Source organism: Haloarchaeobius litoreus (genome assembly GCF_024495425.1).
GTDB lineage: Archaea > Halobacteriota > Halobacteria > Halobacteriales > Natrialbaceae > Haloarchaeobius > Haloarchaeobius litoreus.
Genome location: NZ_JANHJR010000004.1, coordinates 509,195 through 524,743, shown reverse-complemented (window position 1 = coordinate 524,743; position 15,549 = coordinate 509,195). Strand labels below are relative to the sequence as shown.

The 15,549-nt window shown below is 68.1% G+C and carries 19 protein-coding genes; 12 read left to right on the top strand and 7 right to left on the bottom strand.

What is annotated here, in order from left to right:
- Nucleotides 1–222: 222 nt before the first annotated feature.
- Entirely contained in the window at nt 223–438 is a 216-nt protein-coding gene (locus tag NOW55_RS20230; RefSeq protein ID WP_256401936.1) for a hypothetical protein, read from the bottom strand.
- Between the two features lie 128 nt (nt 439–566).
- On the opposite strand from NOW55_RS20230, the gene NOW55_RS20225 reads away from it, so the two are divergent.
- From NOW55_RS20225 to NOW55_RS20210, 4 genes are all read left to right on the top strand, one after another.
- Nucleotides 567–1,328 (top strand): ion transporter, encoded by a 762-nt coding sequence (locus NOW55_RS20225; RefSeq protein ID WP_368407792.1) that lies wholly within the window; start codon nt 567–569, stop codon nt 1,326–1,328.
- Between the two features lie 268 nt (nt 1,329–1,596).
- Nucleotides 1,597–1,884, top strand: a complete 288-nt coding sequence (locus NOW55_RS20220) for a hypothetical protein (RefSeq protein WP_256401935.1) — start codon at nt 1,597–1,599, stop codon at nt 1,882–1,884.
- A 127-nt stretch (nt 1,885–2,011) separates the two neighbouring features.
- Nucleotides 2,012–2,167 (top strand): hypothetical protein, encoded by a 156-nt coding sequence (locus NOW55_RS20215; protein WP_256401934.1) that lies wholly within the window; start codon nt 2,012–2,014, stop codon nt 2,165–2,167.
- 160 nt (nt 2,168–2,327) lie between these two features.
- Nucleotides 2,328–2,474 carry a hypothetical protein gene (locus NOW55_RS20210; protein ID WP_256401933.1) on the top strand — a complete coding sequence of 49 codons (147 nt, stop codon included), beginning with the start codon at nt 2,328–2,330 and terminating at the stop codon, nt 2,472–2,474.
- 158 nt (nt 2,475–2,632) lie between these two features.
- On the opposite strand, the gene NOW55_RS20205 is transcribed toward NOW55_RS20210, so the two are convergent.
- From NOW55_RS20205 to NOW55_RS20195, 3 genes are all read right to left on the bottom strand, one after another.
- Nucleotides 2,633–2,971, bottom strand: a complete 339-nt coding sequence (locus NOW55_RS20205) for a hypothetical protein (RefSeq protein ID WP_256401932.1) — start codon at nt 2,969–2,971, stop codon at nt 2,633–2,635.
- 149 nt (nt 2,972–3,120) lie between these two features.
- Entirely contained in the window at nt 3,121–4,416 is a 1,296-nt protein-coding gene (locus tag NOW55_RS20200) for an FIMAH domain-containing protein (protein ID WP_256401931.1), read from the bottom strand.
- Nucleotides 4,417–4,730: 314 nt separating this feature from the next.
- Nucleotides 4,731–6,209, bottom strand: coding sequence for an AMP phosphorylase (locus NOW55_RS20195; RefSeq protein ID WP_256401930.1), 1,479 nt, complete (start codon nt 6,207–6,209; stop codon nt 4,731–4,733).
- A gap of 178 nt (nt 6,210–6,387) precedes the next feature.
- Here NOW55_RS20195 and NOW55_RS20190 point away from each other — a divergent pair, with 178 nt between their 5' ends.
- From NOW55_RS20190 to NOW55_RS20165, 6 genes are all read left to right on the top strand, one after another.
- Entirely contained in the window at nt 6,388–6,996 is a 609-nt protein-coding gene (locus tag NOW55_RS20190; RefSeq protein ID WP_256401929.1) for a helix-turn-helix domain-containing protein, read from the top strand.
- A complete protein-coding gene (locus tag NOW55_RS20185) occupies nt 6,993–7,481 on the top strand; it encodes a DUF4870 domain-containing protein (RefSeq protein WP_256401928.1) in 489 nt (162 codons plus the stop codon). The genes NOW55_RS20190 and NOW55_RS20185 overlap by 4 nt, the downstream gene beginning before the upstream one ends.
- A 135-nt stretch (nt 7,482–7,616) precedes the next feature.
- Nucleotides 7,617–8,576 (top strand): hypothetical protein, encoded by a 960-nt coding sequence (locus NOW55_RS20180; RefSeq protein WP_256401927.1) that lies wholly within the window; start codon nt 7,617–7,619, stop codon nt 8,574–8,576.
- A complete protein-coding gene (locus tag NOW55_RS20175; protein ID WP_256401926.1) occupies nt 8,566–9,069 on the top strand; it encodes a DUF3592 domain-containing protein in 504 nt (167 codons plus the stop codon). Before NOW55_RS20180 ends, NOW55_RS20175 begins: the two co-directional genes overlap by 11 nt.
- Before the next feature lie 157 nt (nt 9,070–9,226).
- Nucleotides 9,227–10,255, top strand: coding sequence for an LLM class flavin-dependent oxidoreductase (locus NOW55_RS20170; RefSeq protein WP_256401925.1), 1,029 nt, complete (start codon nt 9,227–9,229; stop codon nt 10,253–10,255).
- Between the two features lie 108 nt (nt 10,256–10,363).
- Nucleotides 10,364–11,662 carry an MFS transporter gene (locus NOW55_RS20165; RefSeq protein WP_303648864.1) on the top strand — a complete coding sequence of 433 codons (1,299 nt, stop codon included), beginning with the start codon at nt 10,364–10,366 and terminating at the stop codon, nt 11,660–11,662.
- Here NOW55_RS20165 and NOW55_RS20160 read toward each other — a convergent pair.
- A complete protein-coding gene (locus NOW55_RS20160) occupies nt 11,659–12,444 on the bottom strand; it encodes a TrmB family transcriptional regulator (RefSeq protein WP_256401923.1) in 786 nt (261 codons plus the stop codon). The genes NOW55_RS20165 and NOW55_RS20160 overlap by 4 nt on opposite strands.
- A gap of 137 nt (nt 12,445–12,581) precedes the next feature.
- On the opposite strand from NOW55_RS20160, the gene NOW55_RS20155 reads away from it, so the two are divergent.
- A complete protein-coding gene (locus tag NOW55_RS20155; RefSeq protein WP_256401922.1) occupies nt 12,582–12,914 on the top strand; it encodes a DMT family transporter in 333 nt (110 codons plus the stop codon).
- A 36-nt stretch (nt 12,915–12,950) separates the two neighbouring features.
- Here the strand turns inward: NOW55_RS20155 and NOW55_RS20150 are convergent, their stop codons facing one another.
- Both NOW55_RS20150 and NOW55_RS20145 read right to left on the bottom strand, forming a co-directional pair.
- Entirely contained in the window at nt 12,951–13,346 is a 396-nt protein-coding gene (locus tag NOW55_RS20150; RefSeq protein WP_256401921.1) for a DoxX family protein, read from the bottom strand.
- A gap of 3 nt (nt 13,347–13,349) precedes the next feature.
- Complete coding sequence (locus tag NOW55_RS20145) at nt 13,350–14,396, bottom strand: beta propeller repeat protein (protein WP_256401920.1); 1,047 nt, start codon at nt 14,394–14,396, stop codon at nt 13,350–13,352.
- A gap of 144 nt (nt 14,397–14,540) precedes the next feature.
- On the opposite strand from NOW55_RS20145, the gene NOW55_RS20140 reads away from it, so the two are divergent.
- On the top strand, nt 14,541–15,545 hold the full coding sequence (locus NOW55_RS20140; RefSeq protein ID WP_256401919.1) for a TatD family hydrolase: 1,005 nt from the start codon (nt 14,541–14,543) through the stop codon (nt 15,543–15,545).
- Nucleotides 15,546–15,549 lie beyond the last annotated feature (4 nt).

Below are 15,549 nucleotides of genomic sequence, written 5' to 3'. Positions count from 1 at the left end.
GTTCGTGCATCCCGGCCGGCCTGTGTCGACGGCCAGTGGGTCGTGGTTTCACGTAGTCCGAGGGGGGTGATGACAGTCCGAGAAGTGAAGGGAATGTAGACGGTCCAGGTGCGTCACTCGCATCCGAGGGACCTATTCGGTGAGTGGAACGTGTGACCGGTTCTTCCGGGGGACCGGGGAACTCCCGGTATGGTTGGCGTGGCCATCGCGTCTGTACCGGAGTCACCGTCTCCAGTTCCCGGTCCAGTGGTCCCAGAGGGACCGGTAGAAGCCCCGTTCGGTCCGCCGACGGTTCGACCGTCCGTAGAGCGGCTGGTACACCGTCCGCCGGAGCCAGCGCCGCTTCTCGCGGTGTTCGGCGAGCTTCGCGGTGGTGAACGCCATCGTGATCCCGGCGACGGCGCTGTGGGCCGCACCGGACACCTGGTTCCAGACCATGTCGGACGTAGCCACGACCGTGGTAAGTACCCGCAAGACGTGGGAGGGAAGTCACGTGCAGGAGATGGCGGCGGACGTTCCGTGGTTCATCCGACGCTGACGGCCGCCGGTATGGGGGGTGGTGGGTCGTGAGAAGCGTCCGGAGTCTCGTCGTCGACGTGTCGAACGGGCTCGACGGCGACGGGCAGATGAGCGCGGTCGAGGCGGTGGTGCTGTGTCTCATCGTCGCGAACACGGTCGCGGTCGTTCTGGAGTCCGTCGACGGCGTCGCCGCCCAGTACGGACCGCTCCTCGACGCCGTCGAGTACGTCGTTGTCGGCCTGTTCACGGTCGAGTTCGCGGTCAGGGTGGTTGGCCGGACGCTCGACGTCGACGACGGCGCGAGCCTGCGCGACCCCTACCTGCTGGTCGACCTGCTCGCTATCGTCCCGTTCTACGTCGGGCTGGCCCTCGGCATCGGCGGCCTCCACGCCTCCAGCTTCGGTCGGATCCTGCGGTTCCTCAAACTCGTCCGGTACGTCGACGGCGTGGACCTCATCGTCCAGGTGGTCCGCCGGAAGCGGGGCGACCTCCTCGTCTCCGGGTTCGTAACCGGCGTGCTCTGGGTACTGGCCGCGAGCGCGATGTACTTCGCCGAGCACGACGCCCAGCCGGAGACGTTCTCGAGCATCCCGGCGACGCTCTGGTGGGCCGGCGTCACCATCACGACCGTCGGGTACGGTGACGTCTACCCCGTCACACCGCTCGGGCGGGTCGTCGGGGTCGTCGTCTCCTTCCTCGGCGTCGGCGTGGCCGCCGTTCCGTCGAGCATCCTCGTCTCCGGCCTCCTCGAAGCTAGCACCCCGGACGACCCCCGGTGCCCCCACTGTGACCGACGGATCGGCGAGTGATGCGAGGCGGTGGCGGCACGCGTGGGCCGCCGAATCGAAAGAACGACGGGATCTCCGTCCGCGGGCTCTCCAACCCCGGGCTCGCACGTGTCCTCGTACCGGTTCGGACTCACAGTCGAACGGTCGACAGAGACGTTCTGACGGGACTTCGACGTGGGGGGGCGAGCGGTCACTCTTCGAGTTACAGGAGACAATCGTCGACGCGCTCGGGTTCGACGGTGACAGTCGCTGGTTCTTCGGTACCGACCGCGACTACTGAGCGAGCTCGGTGGAGTACCAGTCGCCCGCGGAGCCTGAATCGTTCGCGAGCGGCGGGTCGATGCACTGGGACGAGGACGTGGTCGACGAACGGACTATGTCCATCGGCGCACTCGGGCTCGGCCGGTGGGGACAGCTCTGCTTCCTCTTCGACGACGTCGAGGAGTGGCGGTTCTACGCGACCATCGAGCGGATACGCGAACCGGACGAAGACGAGCAGTCACCGGAGCTGGTCGGTAGCTGCGGGGACCTCCACTCGGTGCTCCCGAGACACTACGGGCCGTTCCGGGAGAAGTGACGGTGCTGCCGGACGGTTCGGGGCCGGGCGTTCAACCCGCTACTGGCCGGCAATCTGGTGGACGGAGCTGGCACTGAGATATACACTCTGGAGGCATTACTACGTGTGTCGTCCACCGACGAACGCAATGGCAGAGACCATCGACGTACAGACGGCGCTCCAGCAGGTCGAACGCCTCTCTGAGGCCGTCGACGAGAACGCATCGGAGGGCGAGGACCTCGCCGAACTCCAGCAGTTCCTCGCGGACGTACAGACAGCACTCGCCGTCGCCGAGACGGAGTGACAGCCGGCCGGCAGACCCTCTCGAACCTCTCGCGGACAACCGTCGGACCACGGAGTAGCGACTCCGTCCAGTAGGCCTGTTCTGGTAGCTGTGTGGAGAGTCTCACCGAGGTTTATCACCCGCCCTCCTCGGTACGGATGTGATCGACATGATCACGTCCATGGCAGAATCGCTCGGCGGTACCGCACTCCAGACGAGCGGTGGCATCAGTCCCACCCTCCTCATCGGCATCGTGGTCGTCGCCATCGTCGTGGTGGCGATCACGTGGGTCCTGACGAACAGCGGCAAGGGCGGCGGCGCGGACTGAGGCGTCGAGCCTCCGGACTCCCCACCCGCTGGTGGACCATCCCCATTTTTTCGGCGACGACATGGCGTCCTCCGATAACCGTACGCGCTACGTCCACATCGAACACCGGCCGTAGAACCGTCAGGAGAAGCGCCGCGGTCGAACTATCGGTCGGACGGTCACACGAGCGCCTGGGCATCCGCCCCCGCAACCAGCGCGGCCCCGAACATGAACAGGAACCCGGCCAGCGCGCCGACCGCGAAGTACCAGGCGTCCCTGACGTAGGCACGCAGGAGTACGGGTCGCTCCGTGGGTTTGGACGGCTCGCGGTCGGTTCGCTGCAGCCGTCGCCGGATGAGCGCGACCGTCGCGAGCGCCAGCCCGTAGTCGCCCGCGAACAGCGCGAGTGCGACCGACGCACCGGGCCAGATCCCCAGCTCGAACAGGTGGGCCTCGCGGTAGGTGAGGTGTCTGAGGATCGGACGGTCGATGCCGAGGCCGACGGAGTCGCCCGTCATCGGCCATCGCCCTCCACGGCCACGTCGCTGCTCTCAGCGGTCGGGTCGGTGTGGGTGCCGGGTCGGTTTCCCATACCGGACCGAGGCCGGATGCGGTGATGTACCGCCGAAATCGGTCAGCGGCCTATCCCATCGTCAGCCGGTCACGATCACCCGCAACTGAGGTACGCCCGAAGTGCCTTCGCCTCGGTCTCGATGTCGAGCGATGCGGGCTCGCTGATCCCCTCGTCCTTGTGCTCGCCGACCGTGTCGATTACCTGTTTGAGGTCGCTGCACGCCGCGGCGGTCTCGCCGTCCTGGCGATGCTCGTCGGCGTGTTCGAGGACGTCGGTGAGCTGGGCCGCGATGGCGTCCGTCATCTCGTCCCCGGCGTGGTAGGCGTCGACCAGCACCTGGAGCCGGTCGACGGTGACGGGTGCGACCTCGACCGGGAGGGTGGCCACGGCCCGTTCACCGAGGCTCCCGGGGTTGGAGACGATGTCCACCTCGTAGCTCGCGGGTGGGACCTTCGGTTTCACGAGCAGCGTCGCGGTCGTCTCGCCGCCGATGGCGAACGCCCGGTCGACGCTCTCGTCCGGGACGACGAACCCGTCCGAGTACGGCTCCGCGCTCTCGATGGCGAGGTCGTCGACGATTCCGTCTGGGTCGGTCGCGGCGAGCTCGACCTCGGTCCGGTTCGTGTGGTAGAGCTCGACCGGGTCGAGGTCGAACTCGATGGTCTGGTTGTCGTCCGTCTCCGTGTACGGGTCTGCGGGCGGTGTCACCTCGTCCTCGCGGTGCTCGCCGGTCTGGATCTGGTACTCCTGGCGGAAGATGTGGCCCTCCTTCTCGTCAGAGCCCATCCACGGCTTCGGGTCGCCGACGAGGTACACCACGATCATCCGGTTGGCCTCGAGTTCGAGGTCCTGCCTGAACGCGACGACCTCGCCATCGACGAGCACCTCCAGCCGGTACTCGTTCTCGGTGACGTCGATGGCCTGCTGCCACTCGCCGCGCTGGAGCGTGCCGCTCCGCTCGTCGTCCGGGATGCTGGGGTCGGCCTCGGGCTTCGGCTCCAGGGTCCAGTCGACCTCCGCCGCGAGCCCGGTGTGCCGGATCTCGAAGCGGGTGTCGCCCGAGGGGGAGAAGTCGTTCTCGTAGACGGAGAACTCGTACTCGGCGTCGTCGACCTGGCGGAAGACGGCGGCGTAGCTGTCGTTCTCCTCGAACAGCACCGAGACGGAGGCGAGGACGGTGTCGTCGGGGTCGTCCGTCTCGACGGCCTCGAACGTGTACGTGCCGTAGATACCGCTCGCGTCCGAGTCGATGGTGAACGCGGGCTGGTCCTCCTCCGGCTTGATGGTCGTCAGGGGCGAGCCGTGGTAGTTGACGTGCACGGCGACTTCCATGTCCGCCGTGTTGAGCAGCCAGCAGCGGGCGTCTTCGATGGGTCGTTCGTTCGTCATCCGTGCTCGAAGGGTTGGCGCTCGGGAAGAAGTGGGGCCGAGGCGTGATAGCGAACGAACGGTTCTCCGGCAATCCAGACGCGCCTCTGGTCGGGTGCGGCCCCGGAGGTCGCCACCCTCTGTCGGGTATCGGTGGCAGGAGCTCCGACGCTCGGCGAGCGGTTCGAGGGGGTCGCGGCAACCGTCTCACACGGCCTTCGGAACCCCCTCCCACGGGAGTTCTCTCGGACTCGCCGATGAGACCGACGACAGCGAGGCGCTGACGGAGTGGGGGAACCCACGGCCGGAGGCTGGCCGAACGACCGCCGACCGGGTCAGCGCCGCTCGATGAGTGCCTCGTCGGGGTCGCCGATGCGGACCGCCTCGACCTCGTCGTGGTAGTCGACGGCCTCCGTCAGTTTGCTCCGTTTCTCGGCGTATATCGTGAAGAGTTCGTCGTCGGCAGCGACATCGTCGTCCTCGCGGCAGTGGAGCCTGATGCCGGCACCGGGGTCCCGCGGGGCACCGGCCCGTCGCGCCACTTCGCTGATGTAGCGGTTCTGGACGGTCATCACGACACCGTCGCGTCCGGCGGTCACGACGTGTCGATGCCCGCCCGGCCGGAGGTCGTCGCGTTCGACGTCGGGGTCTCCCCCCTGGGCGGCGACGATCTCCCGGAACTTCGATAGGGCCGCACCGGAGTCCAGCAACTCGGCGGCGTCCGCGTCCACGTCACAGAGGTCGAACAGGATGTCGGCGAGTCTGATGCTCTTGAGACGGAGTTCAAGCGGACCGCCGCCGTCGAGAACCGCGAGCACGTCGCGGGCCTCCAGAACCGGGCCGATCCCCTCGCCGATCGGCTGGCCACCACGGGTGATGGTGCAGGCGATCTCGAGGTCGAGGTGCTCCGCGACCAGACGGAAGTCCTCCGCGAGTTCGCGGGCGGCGACGAGGCTCGTCACCTTCGCGTTCTCGCCGTAGGGGATGTCGATTATCACGTGGTTCGAGCCCGCGCTCTTCTTCTTCGAGAGGACGGAGGCGATGATCTGGCCCGGCGGGTCCACGGAGAGCGGGTTCTCGGCACGGATTATCTTGTCGTCGACCGGCGAGAGGTCGACGCTGCCACCCCAGACGACGCAGCCGTTGGTCTCCTCGACGATGTCCCGCATCTCCTCGGTCGTGAACGCCACCTCGCAGAACACCGCCATCGTGTCCGCAGTCCCCGCGGGCGAGGTGATGGCCCGCGACGAGGTCTTCGGGATGGTGACCCCGGCCGCCGCGACGATGGGGACGATGATGGGGGTGACACGGTTGCCGGCGACACCACCGATGGAGTGTTTGTCGGCGATGACGTCCTGTGACCACTCGATACGCTGGCCGGCGGCGGTCATCGCCTCGGTGAGGTGGCGGGTCTCCTCGTGCGAGAGCCCGTTGGCCTGGATGGCGGAGACGTACGCCCCCAGCTCGACGTCGTTGAGTCGGTATCGGTCGATGTCGTGGACGATCTCCTGGATGTCCCCGCGCTCGAGCTCGTGGTCCTCGAGCTTCGCCCGGATGTGGGCGACCGACCGTGGCTTCGGCGCGAGCGAGACGGTGACCGGACCGGTGACGTGGCCGAGCCGGCTCGTCACGGCCAGTCCCCCCTGCTCGACGAGTTCGGTCGTCGTCTCGACGATACCCGTGTAGGTACGACCGTCGCGCTTGATGCGGATGCGGTCGAGTGAATGCGCCCCCAGCTCCTCGGCGTCGGCCGTGTGGAGGATGACCGTCGGTGTGGGAGTCGCGATGTCTATCTCCCGCGCCGTGAGGTCCATACGGGAGACAGCATCGACGAGGTAATGAATGACGGGGGCGAGTGCCGCCAGACGTCGGTACGGATGCGGTCGCATCGAACCGGGGCGACGCCGTATCGGTGAGTTTTCCCGTTTGGTGCCCGCAAAATCCGGTCGGACGTTTACAACCCGCTCCACGAAACGGAGAACTACTACGCAGATGACGGCCCTCCCACCCTGGATCGACGACCGCATCGACCACGACTTCACCAAGAAGCTCACGCAGGAGCACGTGGTCGAGACGATGCTCGACGCCGAGCGACCGTTCTTCTCCGCGGAGCAGATCCGCGCCCGGGTCACCCCCGACGTGAGCAAGGAGACGGTACGCAACAGACTGAACGAGCTCCGCGAGATCGACGTGGTCGCGACGGAGGCGTACCCGGACACGATCACGCTGTACTACATCAACCACCCCCAGTCGGCGTGGCCGGTGTCGCCCGAGGGACAGCAGGCGCTCGCACACGAGACGCCCCTCGATACCCTCTCGGTGACCGACTTCGTCCGGCTGCGGAATCCGGCGGGCATCAGGACGCTCGTCCTCGCGGGCTTCCAGCTGAGCCTGGTGCTCTTCTCGCTCGGAGCGGTGACGGCGGTGCTCCCCGTGGACCCCTCCATCGGGAGCGGCGTCAGGCTCTGGGGAGCGGCGGGGAACCTCTTCCTCGTCTGTCTGGGGCTGCTGTTCGCGGAGCGAGTCGCCAGAACCCTCAGAGCTGGCGGGCTGGGGCGACTCGTACCGTGGTCGAACCATCCGGAGGAGGACAGACCGTGAAACGCCCCAGACGACCGACGACCGACGAGGAGGAGGGCGCGACCGAGTTCGAGGAGTCCCGGCCGGGTCCGAGCCTGCTGACGGAGCGAACGCTGACCGGTATCTTCCTCCACCCGCTCGGCCTGCTCTCGGGGGTGGCGCTGCCGGGAATCGTCTACCTGACCACCGACCACCCGTTCACCCGGGAGAACGCCCGGAACGTGCTGAACTGGCACCTGACGTACCTCTGTGTACTGGCCGCGGTGCTGTTCGGCTTCGCACTCACGTTCGTCGTCGACGCGGTGCTGCCCGATTTCGCGCCGTTCGACTGGGTGGTACTCGTGCTCCTTCTGGTGGTCGTCGCCGGCGTCTTCGCACTGGCGATCATGACGTTGCTGACGATGGTCTTCTCTGTGGTCGGCATGGGGAAGGCGATCTTCGGGACGGCGTGGGAGTACCCGCTCGCACCGGACGTGCTCGAGTGGGGCCGAGAGTTGACCAGCTGAGCGGGCCGCCCGGAATCGCAATCAGGAACCGGTTTGGCGGCCACCAAACGGTCGGCGGCGGCAGTGAATTCGCGTTCGGTGCCCGCCAATTCCGCACCCTGGTTTACACACCGGTCGGCCCTGGGCTCGGTCACGATGGCAGACCGACCGAACTGGTCCCGACCGCGTAGCGACGACGAACGACCCACCGCCTCCCGCCGCCGCTTCCTCGCCGGTGGTGCCGCCACGGTGACTGCCGCACTGGCTGGCTGTCTCGACGACAGTCTCGACGTGGGCGACGAGACCGGAGACGGTCCGACGACGACCCCGACCTTCAGGGAGACTGCGCGTGGGCTCGTGGGCGAGTACATCGACGACGCTGCCGCGGAGGACATGGACGCCCTCTCGGCCGTCGTCCACAGCGCGAGCGTCCTCGACCCGGATCGCTGGGACGGGACGGACTGGGAGTTCGACGGCTCGGTGTACAAGGCAGTCGATGGATTCGAACTCGAGGACGTGACCACCGACGTGTCCGTCGAACTCCTGTTCGAGTACCCGGGTATCGGCATCTGGTTCGACCGCGACGAACTCGGGACCCGGATCGGGTCCGAGGATATCGCGGTCGTCGACGTGGGTGCGGAGCCGTTGACCGCCGACCAGAAGGACAGCTGGATACTCGCCACCGACGACGGTGAGTGGCGAGTGTTCTTCGTCAGTAGCGAGGCGCGCTCGACGGGAAGCGCCCGGGAGTCGTTCGAGCCCCCCGTCGTAGACGAGGCACACGACGTGGTCGAATCGGTGACCTGGGACGTCGAGCGCGGGTCTCGCGCGTCCGGTACGGGAGCCGCGAACGAGCGTATCGGGGTCCGTGTCGCCCTCACCGAGACGCCGGGTGTCGAGGCCGACACGGTCCGCATCGAGACGGCCGTCGCCGACGCGGAGCTGGAGTTCTACACCGAGCAGGACGGGCCGGTCTCGACCAGCTGGGCCGGGAACACCGGTACCATCGAGGCGGCCGCGGCTGGCGACCGGCTCGTCGTGACCGCCGTCGACGGCACCGAGGAGACGGTCGTCCACCGGGAACACTACCGCCCAGGGGCCGAGGATGACGCCTAAGCTCGACATCTCCGTCCCCGGGCGGACCCCCGGTCCGCTCCGAGGCGGCCTACTGGTCGTGCTGGTCGGCTGTCTGCTCGTCGGCTACGGCGCGTACGACTACCACCAGCAGTCGGAGGCGATGCGGGACGCGGTCGAGGTGAACGCCACGGTGGTCGAGACGGGCGTCGCGGACGTGCCACAGCGTCGCGGGAGGACGGACTACCGGCCGACGGCTACCTACGAGTACCGGTACGGGGGCGAGACGTACACGTCCCACAACGTCTACCCGGGCTCGACGGGACCGACCTTCGGAACCCGCGACGCCGCCGAATCGGAGCTAGCGAGGTACGAGGTGAACGGCAGCGCGACCGCGTACGTCGACCCGGGTTCGCCCGGCGAGGCGTTCCTGACCGCGCAACGGACGAACACACCGCTCAAGTTCGTCGGGATCGGTGGCTTCATGTCCCTCGTCGGGCTCGGGTCGTCCCTCAGGTCGTTCCTGGGCGGTTGAGGCTCCGACCGCGCGCGACCCCGGTACGACGGCGCTGTGATGCTGACCGTCGGGCAGTCTGTACCTCCGGCGTCCTCGTTCGGTCCCCGGTGTCTTCCTGCCGACATCGGACTGCTGCTTGGCAAACCGTTTTCCGCTGGAGTCCCCGATGACCGCCATGGATCTCTCTATCGTCGACCTCTCACCGGTCCCGGACGGCGGCACCGCAACCGAGGCGTACGCGAACACGGTCGAGGCGGCACAGCAGGCCGAGCGACTCGGATTCGAGCGGTTCTGGGTCGCCGAACACCACGGGATGGCGGAGCGACTTGCCGGCACGACGCCGGAGGTGCTGCTGGGCCACCTCGCGGCCGAGACCGACGACATCAGGCTCGGCTCGGGAGCCGTCCTGCTGAACCACTACAGCCCGTTCAAGGTCGCGGAGGTGTTCGGCGCGCTCGACGGACTCGCACCGGGGCGCATCGACGCCGGGCTCGGACGGGCGAACGGCTCCCCCGAGAGCGACCGTGCGCTCGGGACGGAGCGGCACGTCGAGGACCCCGACGGCGACCACCGGGAGCGGGTCGAAGCGGTCGTCAACCACCTCTACGACGACTACCCGGCGGGCCACGAGTACGCCGGCCTGTCGGTGCCTCGCTCCGGCGAAGCGCCGCCAGAGCCCTGGCTGCTCGGCTCCAGCCCGTCGAGCGCGGAGCTCGCCGCCGAGCTCGGAATGCCGTACTGCTTCGCCGGGTTCATCCGCCCACAGTGGGCCGAACACTCGTTCGACACGTACCGCGAGGAGTTCCAGCGATCAACTATCGCTGGCGGGGTCGACGAGCCGACCGGGATCGTCGCGGTGAACGCCGTCTGCGCCGAGACCGACGAGGCGGCCGCCCGGCTTCGAGCCGTCGCAGAGGCCTCCTACCAGCGGCTCCGGCGCGGCGAGCTGGGGACCACCCCCTCCGTCGAGGAGGCCATCGACGAGCTCGGCGGGGTCCCCGAACCGACGCCGGAGACGCTCGACGACGACGAGTGGCCCCGCGCCATCTCGGGGAGTCCCGGGACTATCGCCGGACTGCTCGAACAGCTCGCCGACCGCGTCGGCGTCGACGAGGTCATGATCCAGCACGTGGTCGCCGATCACGACGACGGGCTGCGGTCGCACGAGCTACTCGCGGACGCGGTCGGTCTCGACCCCCGCTGAGGGCCCGGAGGCACCGGAACTTCTTTCGTCGGAGCCTGCCACCGAACTCCCGTGAACGGGGACTCCGACGAGAGCGGGGGCGGCGACGATGGGGTTCCCGTCCCGGGCATGACACGGCGGCGGGTCGTCGGGACGCTGTTCCTCGTCATCTTCCTCGACCTGCTCGGCTTCGGCATCCTCATCCCGGTCATCCCGCTGTACGCGAAGTTCTTCGGCGCGAACGAGTTCGTCGGCAGTCTGCTCATCGCCACGTACTCGCTGTTCCAGTTCGTCGGCGCTCCCATCCTCGGCCGGCTCTCGGACGAACGGGGCCGACGACCGGTGCTCCTCCTGTCGCTCACCGGGAGCGTGCTCGCGTGGACGCTGTTCGGGCTGGCGGGGGAACTCGGGAGCGCGTTCGGTGCGGCCAACGGGCTGGTCGTGCTGTTCTTCGCCCGGGCCCTCGCCGGCGCGATGGGCGGGAACATCGCCACCGCGAACGCCTACATGGCGGACATCACGCCGCCGGAGGACCGGGCGAAGGGGCTCGGTATCCTCGGTGCGGCGTTCGGCCTGGGGTTCGTCTTCGGCCCCGCCATCGCGGGAATCGTCTCCAGTCCGCAGGCGCTCTCCGTGTTCGAGACGGTGCTGCCGTCGGCGATGCCGGTCAGCGAGTTCACGATGCCGTCGTTCACCGCGGCGGTGCTGACCGGTGGGAACCTCGTCCTCGCGTACTTCGTGCTCCCCGAGCCGAACCGCAGGGAGCGTACCGCGACCGACGCGGACTCCCGTCTCCGACAGCTGTACGACGCGGTCCGGTCCCCGGACATCGGCTCGCTGGTCGTGGCGTTCTTCCTCGCCTCCTTCGCGTTCTCGGCGTTCGAGAGCCAGTTCATCTTCCTCACCAGCGACCGCCTCGGCTACGGGACCGCCGAGAACGCGGTGCTGCTGACGTACATCGGCGTGCTCATCGCCATCGTCCAGGGCGGGCTCATCGGGCCGCTCACCGAGCGCTTCGGGGAGTACCGGCTCGCGCTTGCTGGCGCGGCCATCCAGGTCGTGACCCTCGCCATGGTCCCGTTCTCGCTCTCGTGGGGGTTCGTCCCCGCCCTCGGCCCGGTCGAGTCCGGTGCCGTCGCGCTCGCGCTCGTCTCGACGCCGCTCGCGTTCGGCAACGCACTGACCAACGTCTCGCTGAACGCGCTGGTCTCTCTGAACGCCGAGGCCGACGAGCAGGGCGGCGCGTTCGGCCTCACCCAGTCCGCGAGCAGCCTCGCGCGGACGTTCGGTCCGGCAGCGGCGGGGTTGCTCTACGTCGCCATCGCGTACTGGTCGCCGTTCGTCGTCGCGGGCCTGCTGTTCGTGCCGATTCTCGCCCTGCTCGGCGTGGTCGCACGGGACCGGCTCGAATCGACGGCCGGGGTCTAGAGCAGCGGCGTCGCGTCCGACCAGAGAGCATGGAACTCCCGCTCGAACGCCGCGACGACATCGGGGTCGGACACGCCGACGACGCCGAGGCGGTCGTCTCGGTGCACGGGGTGTGGCACGTCGAGCGTCGCCAGCTCCCCGTCGACGACGTCGAAGGAGAGCGGGACCGTCGGGTGGGTGCGTATCTCGAAGGTTCCCGGTGCCGAGTCGACGACACCGGGGAAGCCGTCGGGGAGGCTGTCGAGCACGCCATCGGCGAGGACGAGCGAGACGGAGAGCCCGTCCGCGGTGCCGTCGAGGAATGCCGCCACCTCGGTCCGAAGCGTCTCCCACGACGCGTGCTGGTACGGCGGCCCGACCGTCGCCAGCACCGACTCCGTCGCGGTCCGCGTGTGCTCCTGCATCGCCGTCTGCATCTCCTCGCTACCGAGCGACCCGAGCCAGACGCTCGCGTCCGCGGGGGCGGTCGGGAGCAGGTTCGTCCGGATCGAGCGGGCGACGCCACGATACCGCTCCCACTCGTCGGCGAGTTCGCGGGTCCGCTCGGCGAGCAGCCTGTCGACCGCGACATCTGGCTCGACGGCGTGGTACCGGGTCGGCTCCGTCGACTGCGTCCCGACGAGCCCCCGGGACTGGAGCCCGTTGAGCACGTCGTAGATGCGGCCACGCGGCACGTCGCTGGCGGTCGAGAGGTCGGCGGCCGTCGTCGTACCGGTCACGAGCAACGTCCGGTAGACCTGCTCCTCGTAGCTCGACAGGCCGAGTTCTCCGAGCGCCGTCATCACCGAGTGGTTCTCGGTTCCGCGACAAAAATGGTGCGAGCTCCGACGGCCGCTGCGCCATGGAGTCCCCCTGAAACGGGCTGCAAGTGGCACCCGGTTCGGGAACAGTCAAACGCGTCGCGCCGGCACCGGCGACCATGCACCCCTACGTGCTGCTCGCCGCAGCCATCATCTCGGAACTGTTCGGAACGACCGCACTGAAGCTGTCCGACGGGTTCTCGAAACCGCTGCCGAGCGTTGCGGTCGTCGTCGGCTACGGCGTCGCCTTCTACCTGGTGTCGCTGACGCTGGAGGAGCTGCCGATCGGCGTCGTCTACGGCACCTGGGCGGCCCTCGGAATCGTCGGCGTGGCTGCGATCGGTGTCGTGGTGTTCGACGAGCCGGTGGACCTCGCCGGCGTCGTCGGTATCCTGTGCATCCTCGTCGGTGTCTACGCGGTGAACGTCGTCTCCGAGATGTCCGCGCACTGAGGGAGGACTCGGTGGTGTGCGTCCATCGTCGCGGACTCACCTGTCGTCGGCATCGCCGTCGCCGTCACCGGCCGCCTCGGAGAGCAGGAGCACCGCCCCGCCGAGCAGTGCGACGTTCTTGCAGAAGTTCACCTTGTTCGCCTGTCGTTCCTGCCCCTCCATCGTCCAGAAGTCGTGGATGACCGGCGTCGTCCCGAGGAAGAAGAGGATGACAGCGCCGACCGACGCCCGGGGGAAGCGCCAGAGGAGGATCCCGATGTTGGCGACGAGCAGCATCCCCGTGACGACTGGCACGGCGACGTCTGCATTCGGCAGGCCCTTCTGCGCTGCGATCTCCACCCGCTTGTCGTTGTTGCGGAATCCGTCGATTGCCATGTAGACGAGCGTTCCGCTGAACAGCAGTCGACCGAGCCGCGAGGGTGCGTCGCCCATGGCTCAGACCACCTCCAGTCGGCTGACGTTTGCCCCCAGGCGGCCGACGGTCTCGTACTCGCCGGCGTCCGTTCGACGCATGATGCGGCCCTCGACGTCGTCACGCTGGTCCGGCACGTCGAACAGCCCCGAGCCACAGACGACGTCGCCGTCGTGGACGGCCCACGTCTCGACGACCTCGTGTGGTTCGCCGGGGTAGGACACGCGTTCGAGGTCGCGACAGAAGTTCGTCGACTCGAACAGCGCCACGCCGTGCTCGTCGTTCACCCAGGCCGGTGGTGCCTCCTCGCCGCCGCCGAAGAGGACGGTGCCGTCGTGGACGAACACGGACCTGATGTACGAGTAGTCGTTGCCCCGGTCGATGCGGTCCCAGGAGTCGCCCCCATCGACCGTCCGCCAGAGCCCGCCTTCACCGACCGCGTGGCCGAGTCCGAGGTTCTCGAGGTCGTGGTCGAGGTAGCCCGTCGTCGCCAGCCAGACGTCCTCGGAGATGGGGTGTATCTGGTGTACGTCGTCGACGATGGTGTCGCGGCGGTCCTGCCAGCTCTGCCCGCCGTCGGTGCTGAGGTGGATGCCGCCGGCCTCGACCCCGGCGATGAGGTGGTCCGGCCGCCCGGGGACCGTCTCGAGCGCCCGCAGTCGAGCGTAGTGTGGGTCGATGGGCGACTCCCAGTGGCCGCGCGAGGGGAGATCACGGAAGCCCTTGAGCTCCGCCCACGTCTCGCCGTCGTCGACCGACCGGAAGATGTAGGGGTCGTTCGTGCCGGCGTAGAGCGCCCCGTCGGCGGTGGCGAGGATGGACCAGACCTCGCTCTGGCCGGCATGCCAGAAACGGTCGCCGAGTGGAACCCCGAGGTCATTCCAGCTGTGCCCACCGTCGAGGGACCGGTACGCACCGGTGGACGAGGCGACGAACACGCCGTCGGTGTGCGGCCAGGATTCGGCGGCCGTGACCACCCCGCAGTCGAGCACCTGCTCGAGTTCGTCGCGCTCGAACGGTACGGAGTCCGCCATGTACAGTCCGTCGTCTGTCCCGATGAGCAGTGACATACGGAGTGTGTGATGGTGACACATATTAAGTTTTTACCAAGCTGTAAAACGCTAAGTGGCAGGGCTACGAACGGGCTTCCAGCACGATTGCCGCCTGGCAACCGGCCGGCGGGCGAGCCAATCCGCGTACGGGCCACACCAGCAATGACACGGGACTACCCCACCGCTCGACCGACCGACGCATCGTACCTCGCGGACCAGCCACCCCTGCCGACGGAGCTGCTCAACCTCCCCTGGATCGACTGCCACAACCACGCCCACACCCTCTCCTGGGAGGACCGGGAGCGCTACGCCCTGGCGGGCTGTCGGTCCATGGTGATGGTCGCGTCGGGCTACCACTGGACGCCCTACAAGCCCGTCCGGGCGAGCGACATCAGGTTCCTCTGGGACGACGCGGTCAACCGCCGCGCCGCCATCGAGCGGAACCACTTCTTCGAGGCCAAGCTCGGGCTCGGCGTCCACACCGGCGTCCGTATCGAGAACCCAGACGAACTGCTCGCCGCGATGGACGACTACGCCGCGCTCGACGAGGTTGTCGCCATCGGCGAGACTGGCGTGACCCCGAGCCAGCACGTCGAGCGCTGGGACCCAGACGAGCAGCAGGCCGTGGTGCAGGCACAGATGGAAATCGCGAACGACCACGACCTGCCGGTCATCCTCCACACGCCGAACACCGGGACCGAGTCGAAGCGGAGCTACCGCGACGGGATCGGCACACCGGGCTACGAGAAGAACCCGGGTATGAGCACCGAGCCCGTGCTGACCGGCGAGAACCCCGCACTGGAGTCGGTCAGACTGGACATCGAGGCCGCACACGACGCTGGACTGCCGGAGCGACGGGTCGTCGCCTCCCACGCCGATGGGAACAACACGACGTACCTGATGGAGGAGACCGACTGCCACCTGAGCTACACCATCGGACACTCCTGGCTCGTCGGCGTCGACGCCGCCGACGTGGCGAACGCGATCGACGAGTACGGCCCCGAGCGGATCATGGTCGACACCGACTGCGCGAACGTCCTCCGGACCGACCCGTTCGCACTCAAGCGAGCGATATTCGAGCTGTACCGCTACGGAATCGACCCCGCGGACATCCGGACGGTCGTCTACGAGAATCCGAGAGACGTGTTCGGGCTCGCCGAGGAGTAGTCCG

Bases quoted from the DNA above. Each gene is read 5' to 3' on its own strand.
- NOW55_RS20230 (WP_256401936.1), bottom strand. From the start codon at position 438: ATGGTCTGGAACCAGGTGTCCGGTGCGGCCCACAGCGCCGTCGCCGGG.
- NOW55_RS20215 (WP_256401934.1), top strand. From the start codon at position 2,012: ATGGCAGAGACCATCGACGTACAGACGGCGCTCCAGCAGGTCGAACGC.
- NOW55_RS20210 (WP_256401933.1), top strand. From the start codon at position 2,328: ATGGCAGAATCGCTCGGCGGTACCGCACTCCAGACGAGCGGTGGCATC.
- NOW55_RS20205 (WP_256401932.1), bottom strand. From the start codon at position 2,971: ATGACGGGCGACTCCGTCGGCCTCGGCATCGACCGTCCGATCCTCAGA.
- NOW55_RS20200 (WP_256401931.1), bottom strand. From the start codon at position 4,416: ATGACGAACGAACGACCCATCGAAGACGCCCGCTGCTGGCTGCTCAAC.
- NOW55_RS20195 (WP_256401930.1), bottom strand. From the start codon at position 6,209: ATGGACCTCACGGCGCGGGAGATAGACATCGCGACTCCCACACCGACG.
- NOW55_RS20190 (WP_256401929.1), top strand. From the start codon at position 6,388: ATGACGGCCCTCCCACCCTGGATCGACGACCGCATCGACCACGACTTC.
- NOW55_RS20180 (WP_256401927.1), top strand. From the start codon at position 7,617: ATGGCAGACCGACCGAACTGGTCCCGACCGCGTAGCGACGACGAACGA.
- NOW55_RS20175 (WP_256401926.1), top strand. From the start codon at position 8,566: ATGACGCCTAAGCTCGACATCTCCGTCCCCGGGCGGACCCCCGGTCCG.
- NOW55_RS20170 (WP_256401925.1), top strand. From the start codon at position 9,227: ATGGATCTCTCTATCGTCGACCTCTCACCGGTCCCGGACGGCGGCACC.
- NOW55_RS20165 (WP_303648864.1), top strand. From the start codon at position 10,364: ATGACACGGCGGCGGGTCGTCGGGACGCTGTTCCTCGTCATCTTCCTC.
- NOW55_RS20160 (WP_256401923.1), bottom strand. From the start codon at position 12,444: ATGACGGCGCTCGGAGAACTCGGCCTGTCGAGCTACGAGGAGCAGGTC.
- NOW55_RS20155 (WP_256401922.1), top strand. From the start codon at position 12,582: ATGCACCCCTACGTGCTGCTCGCCGCAGCCATCATCTCGGAACTGTTC.
- NOW55_RS20150 (WP_256401921.1), bottom strand. From the start codon at position 13,346: ATGGGCGACGCACCCTCGCGGCTCGGTCGACTGCTGTTCAGCGGAACG.
- NOW55_RS20145 (WP_256401920.1), bottom strand. From the start codon at position 14,396: ATGTCACTGCTCATCGGGACAGACGACGGACTGTACATGGCGGACTCC.
- NOW55_RS20140 (WP_256401919.1), top strand. From the start codon at position 14,541: ATGACACGGGACTACCCCACCGCTCGACCGACCGACGCATCGTACCTC.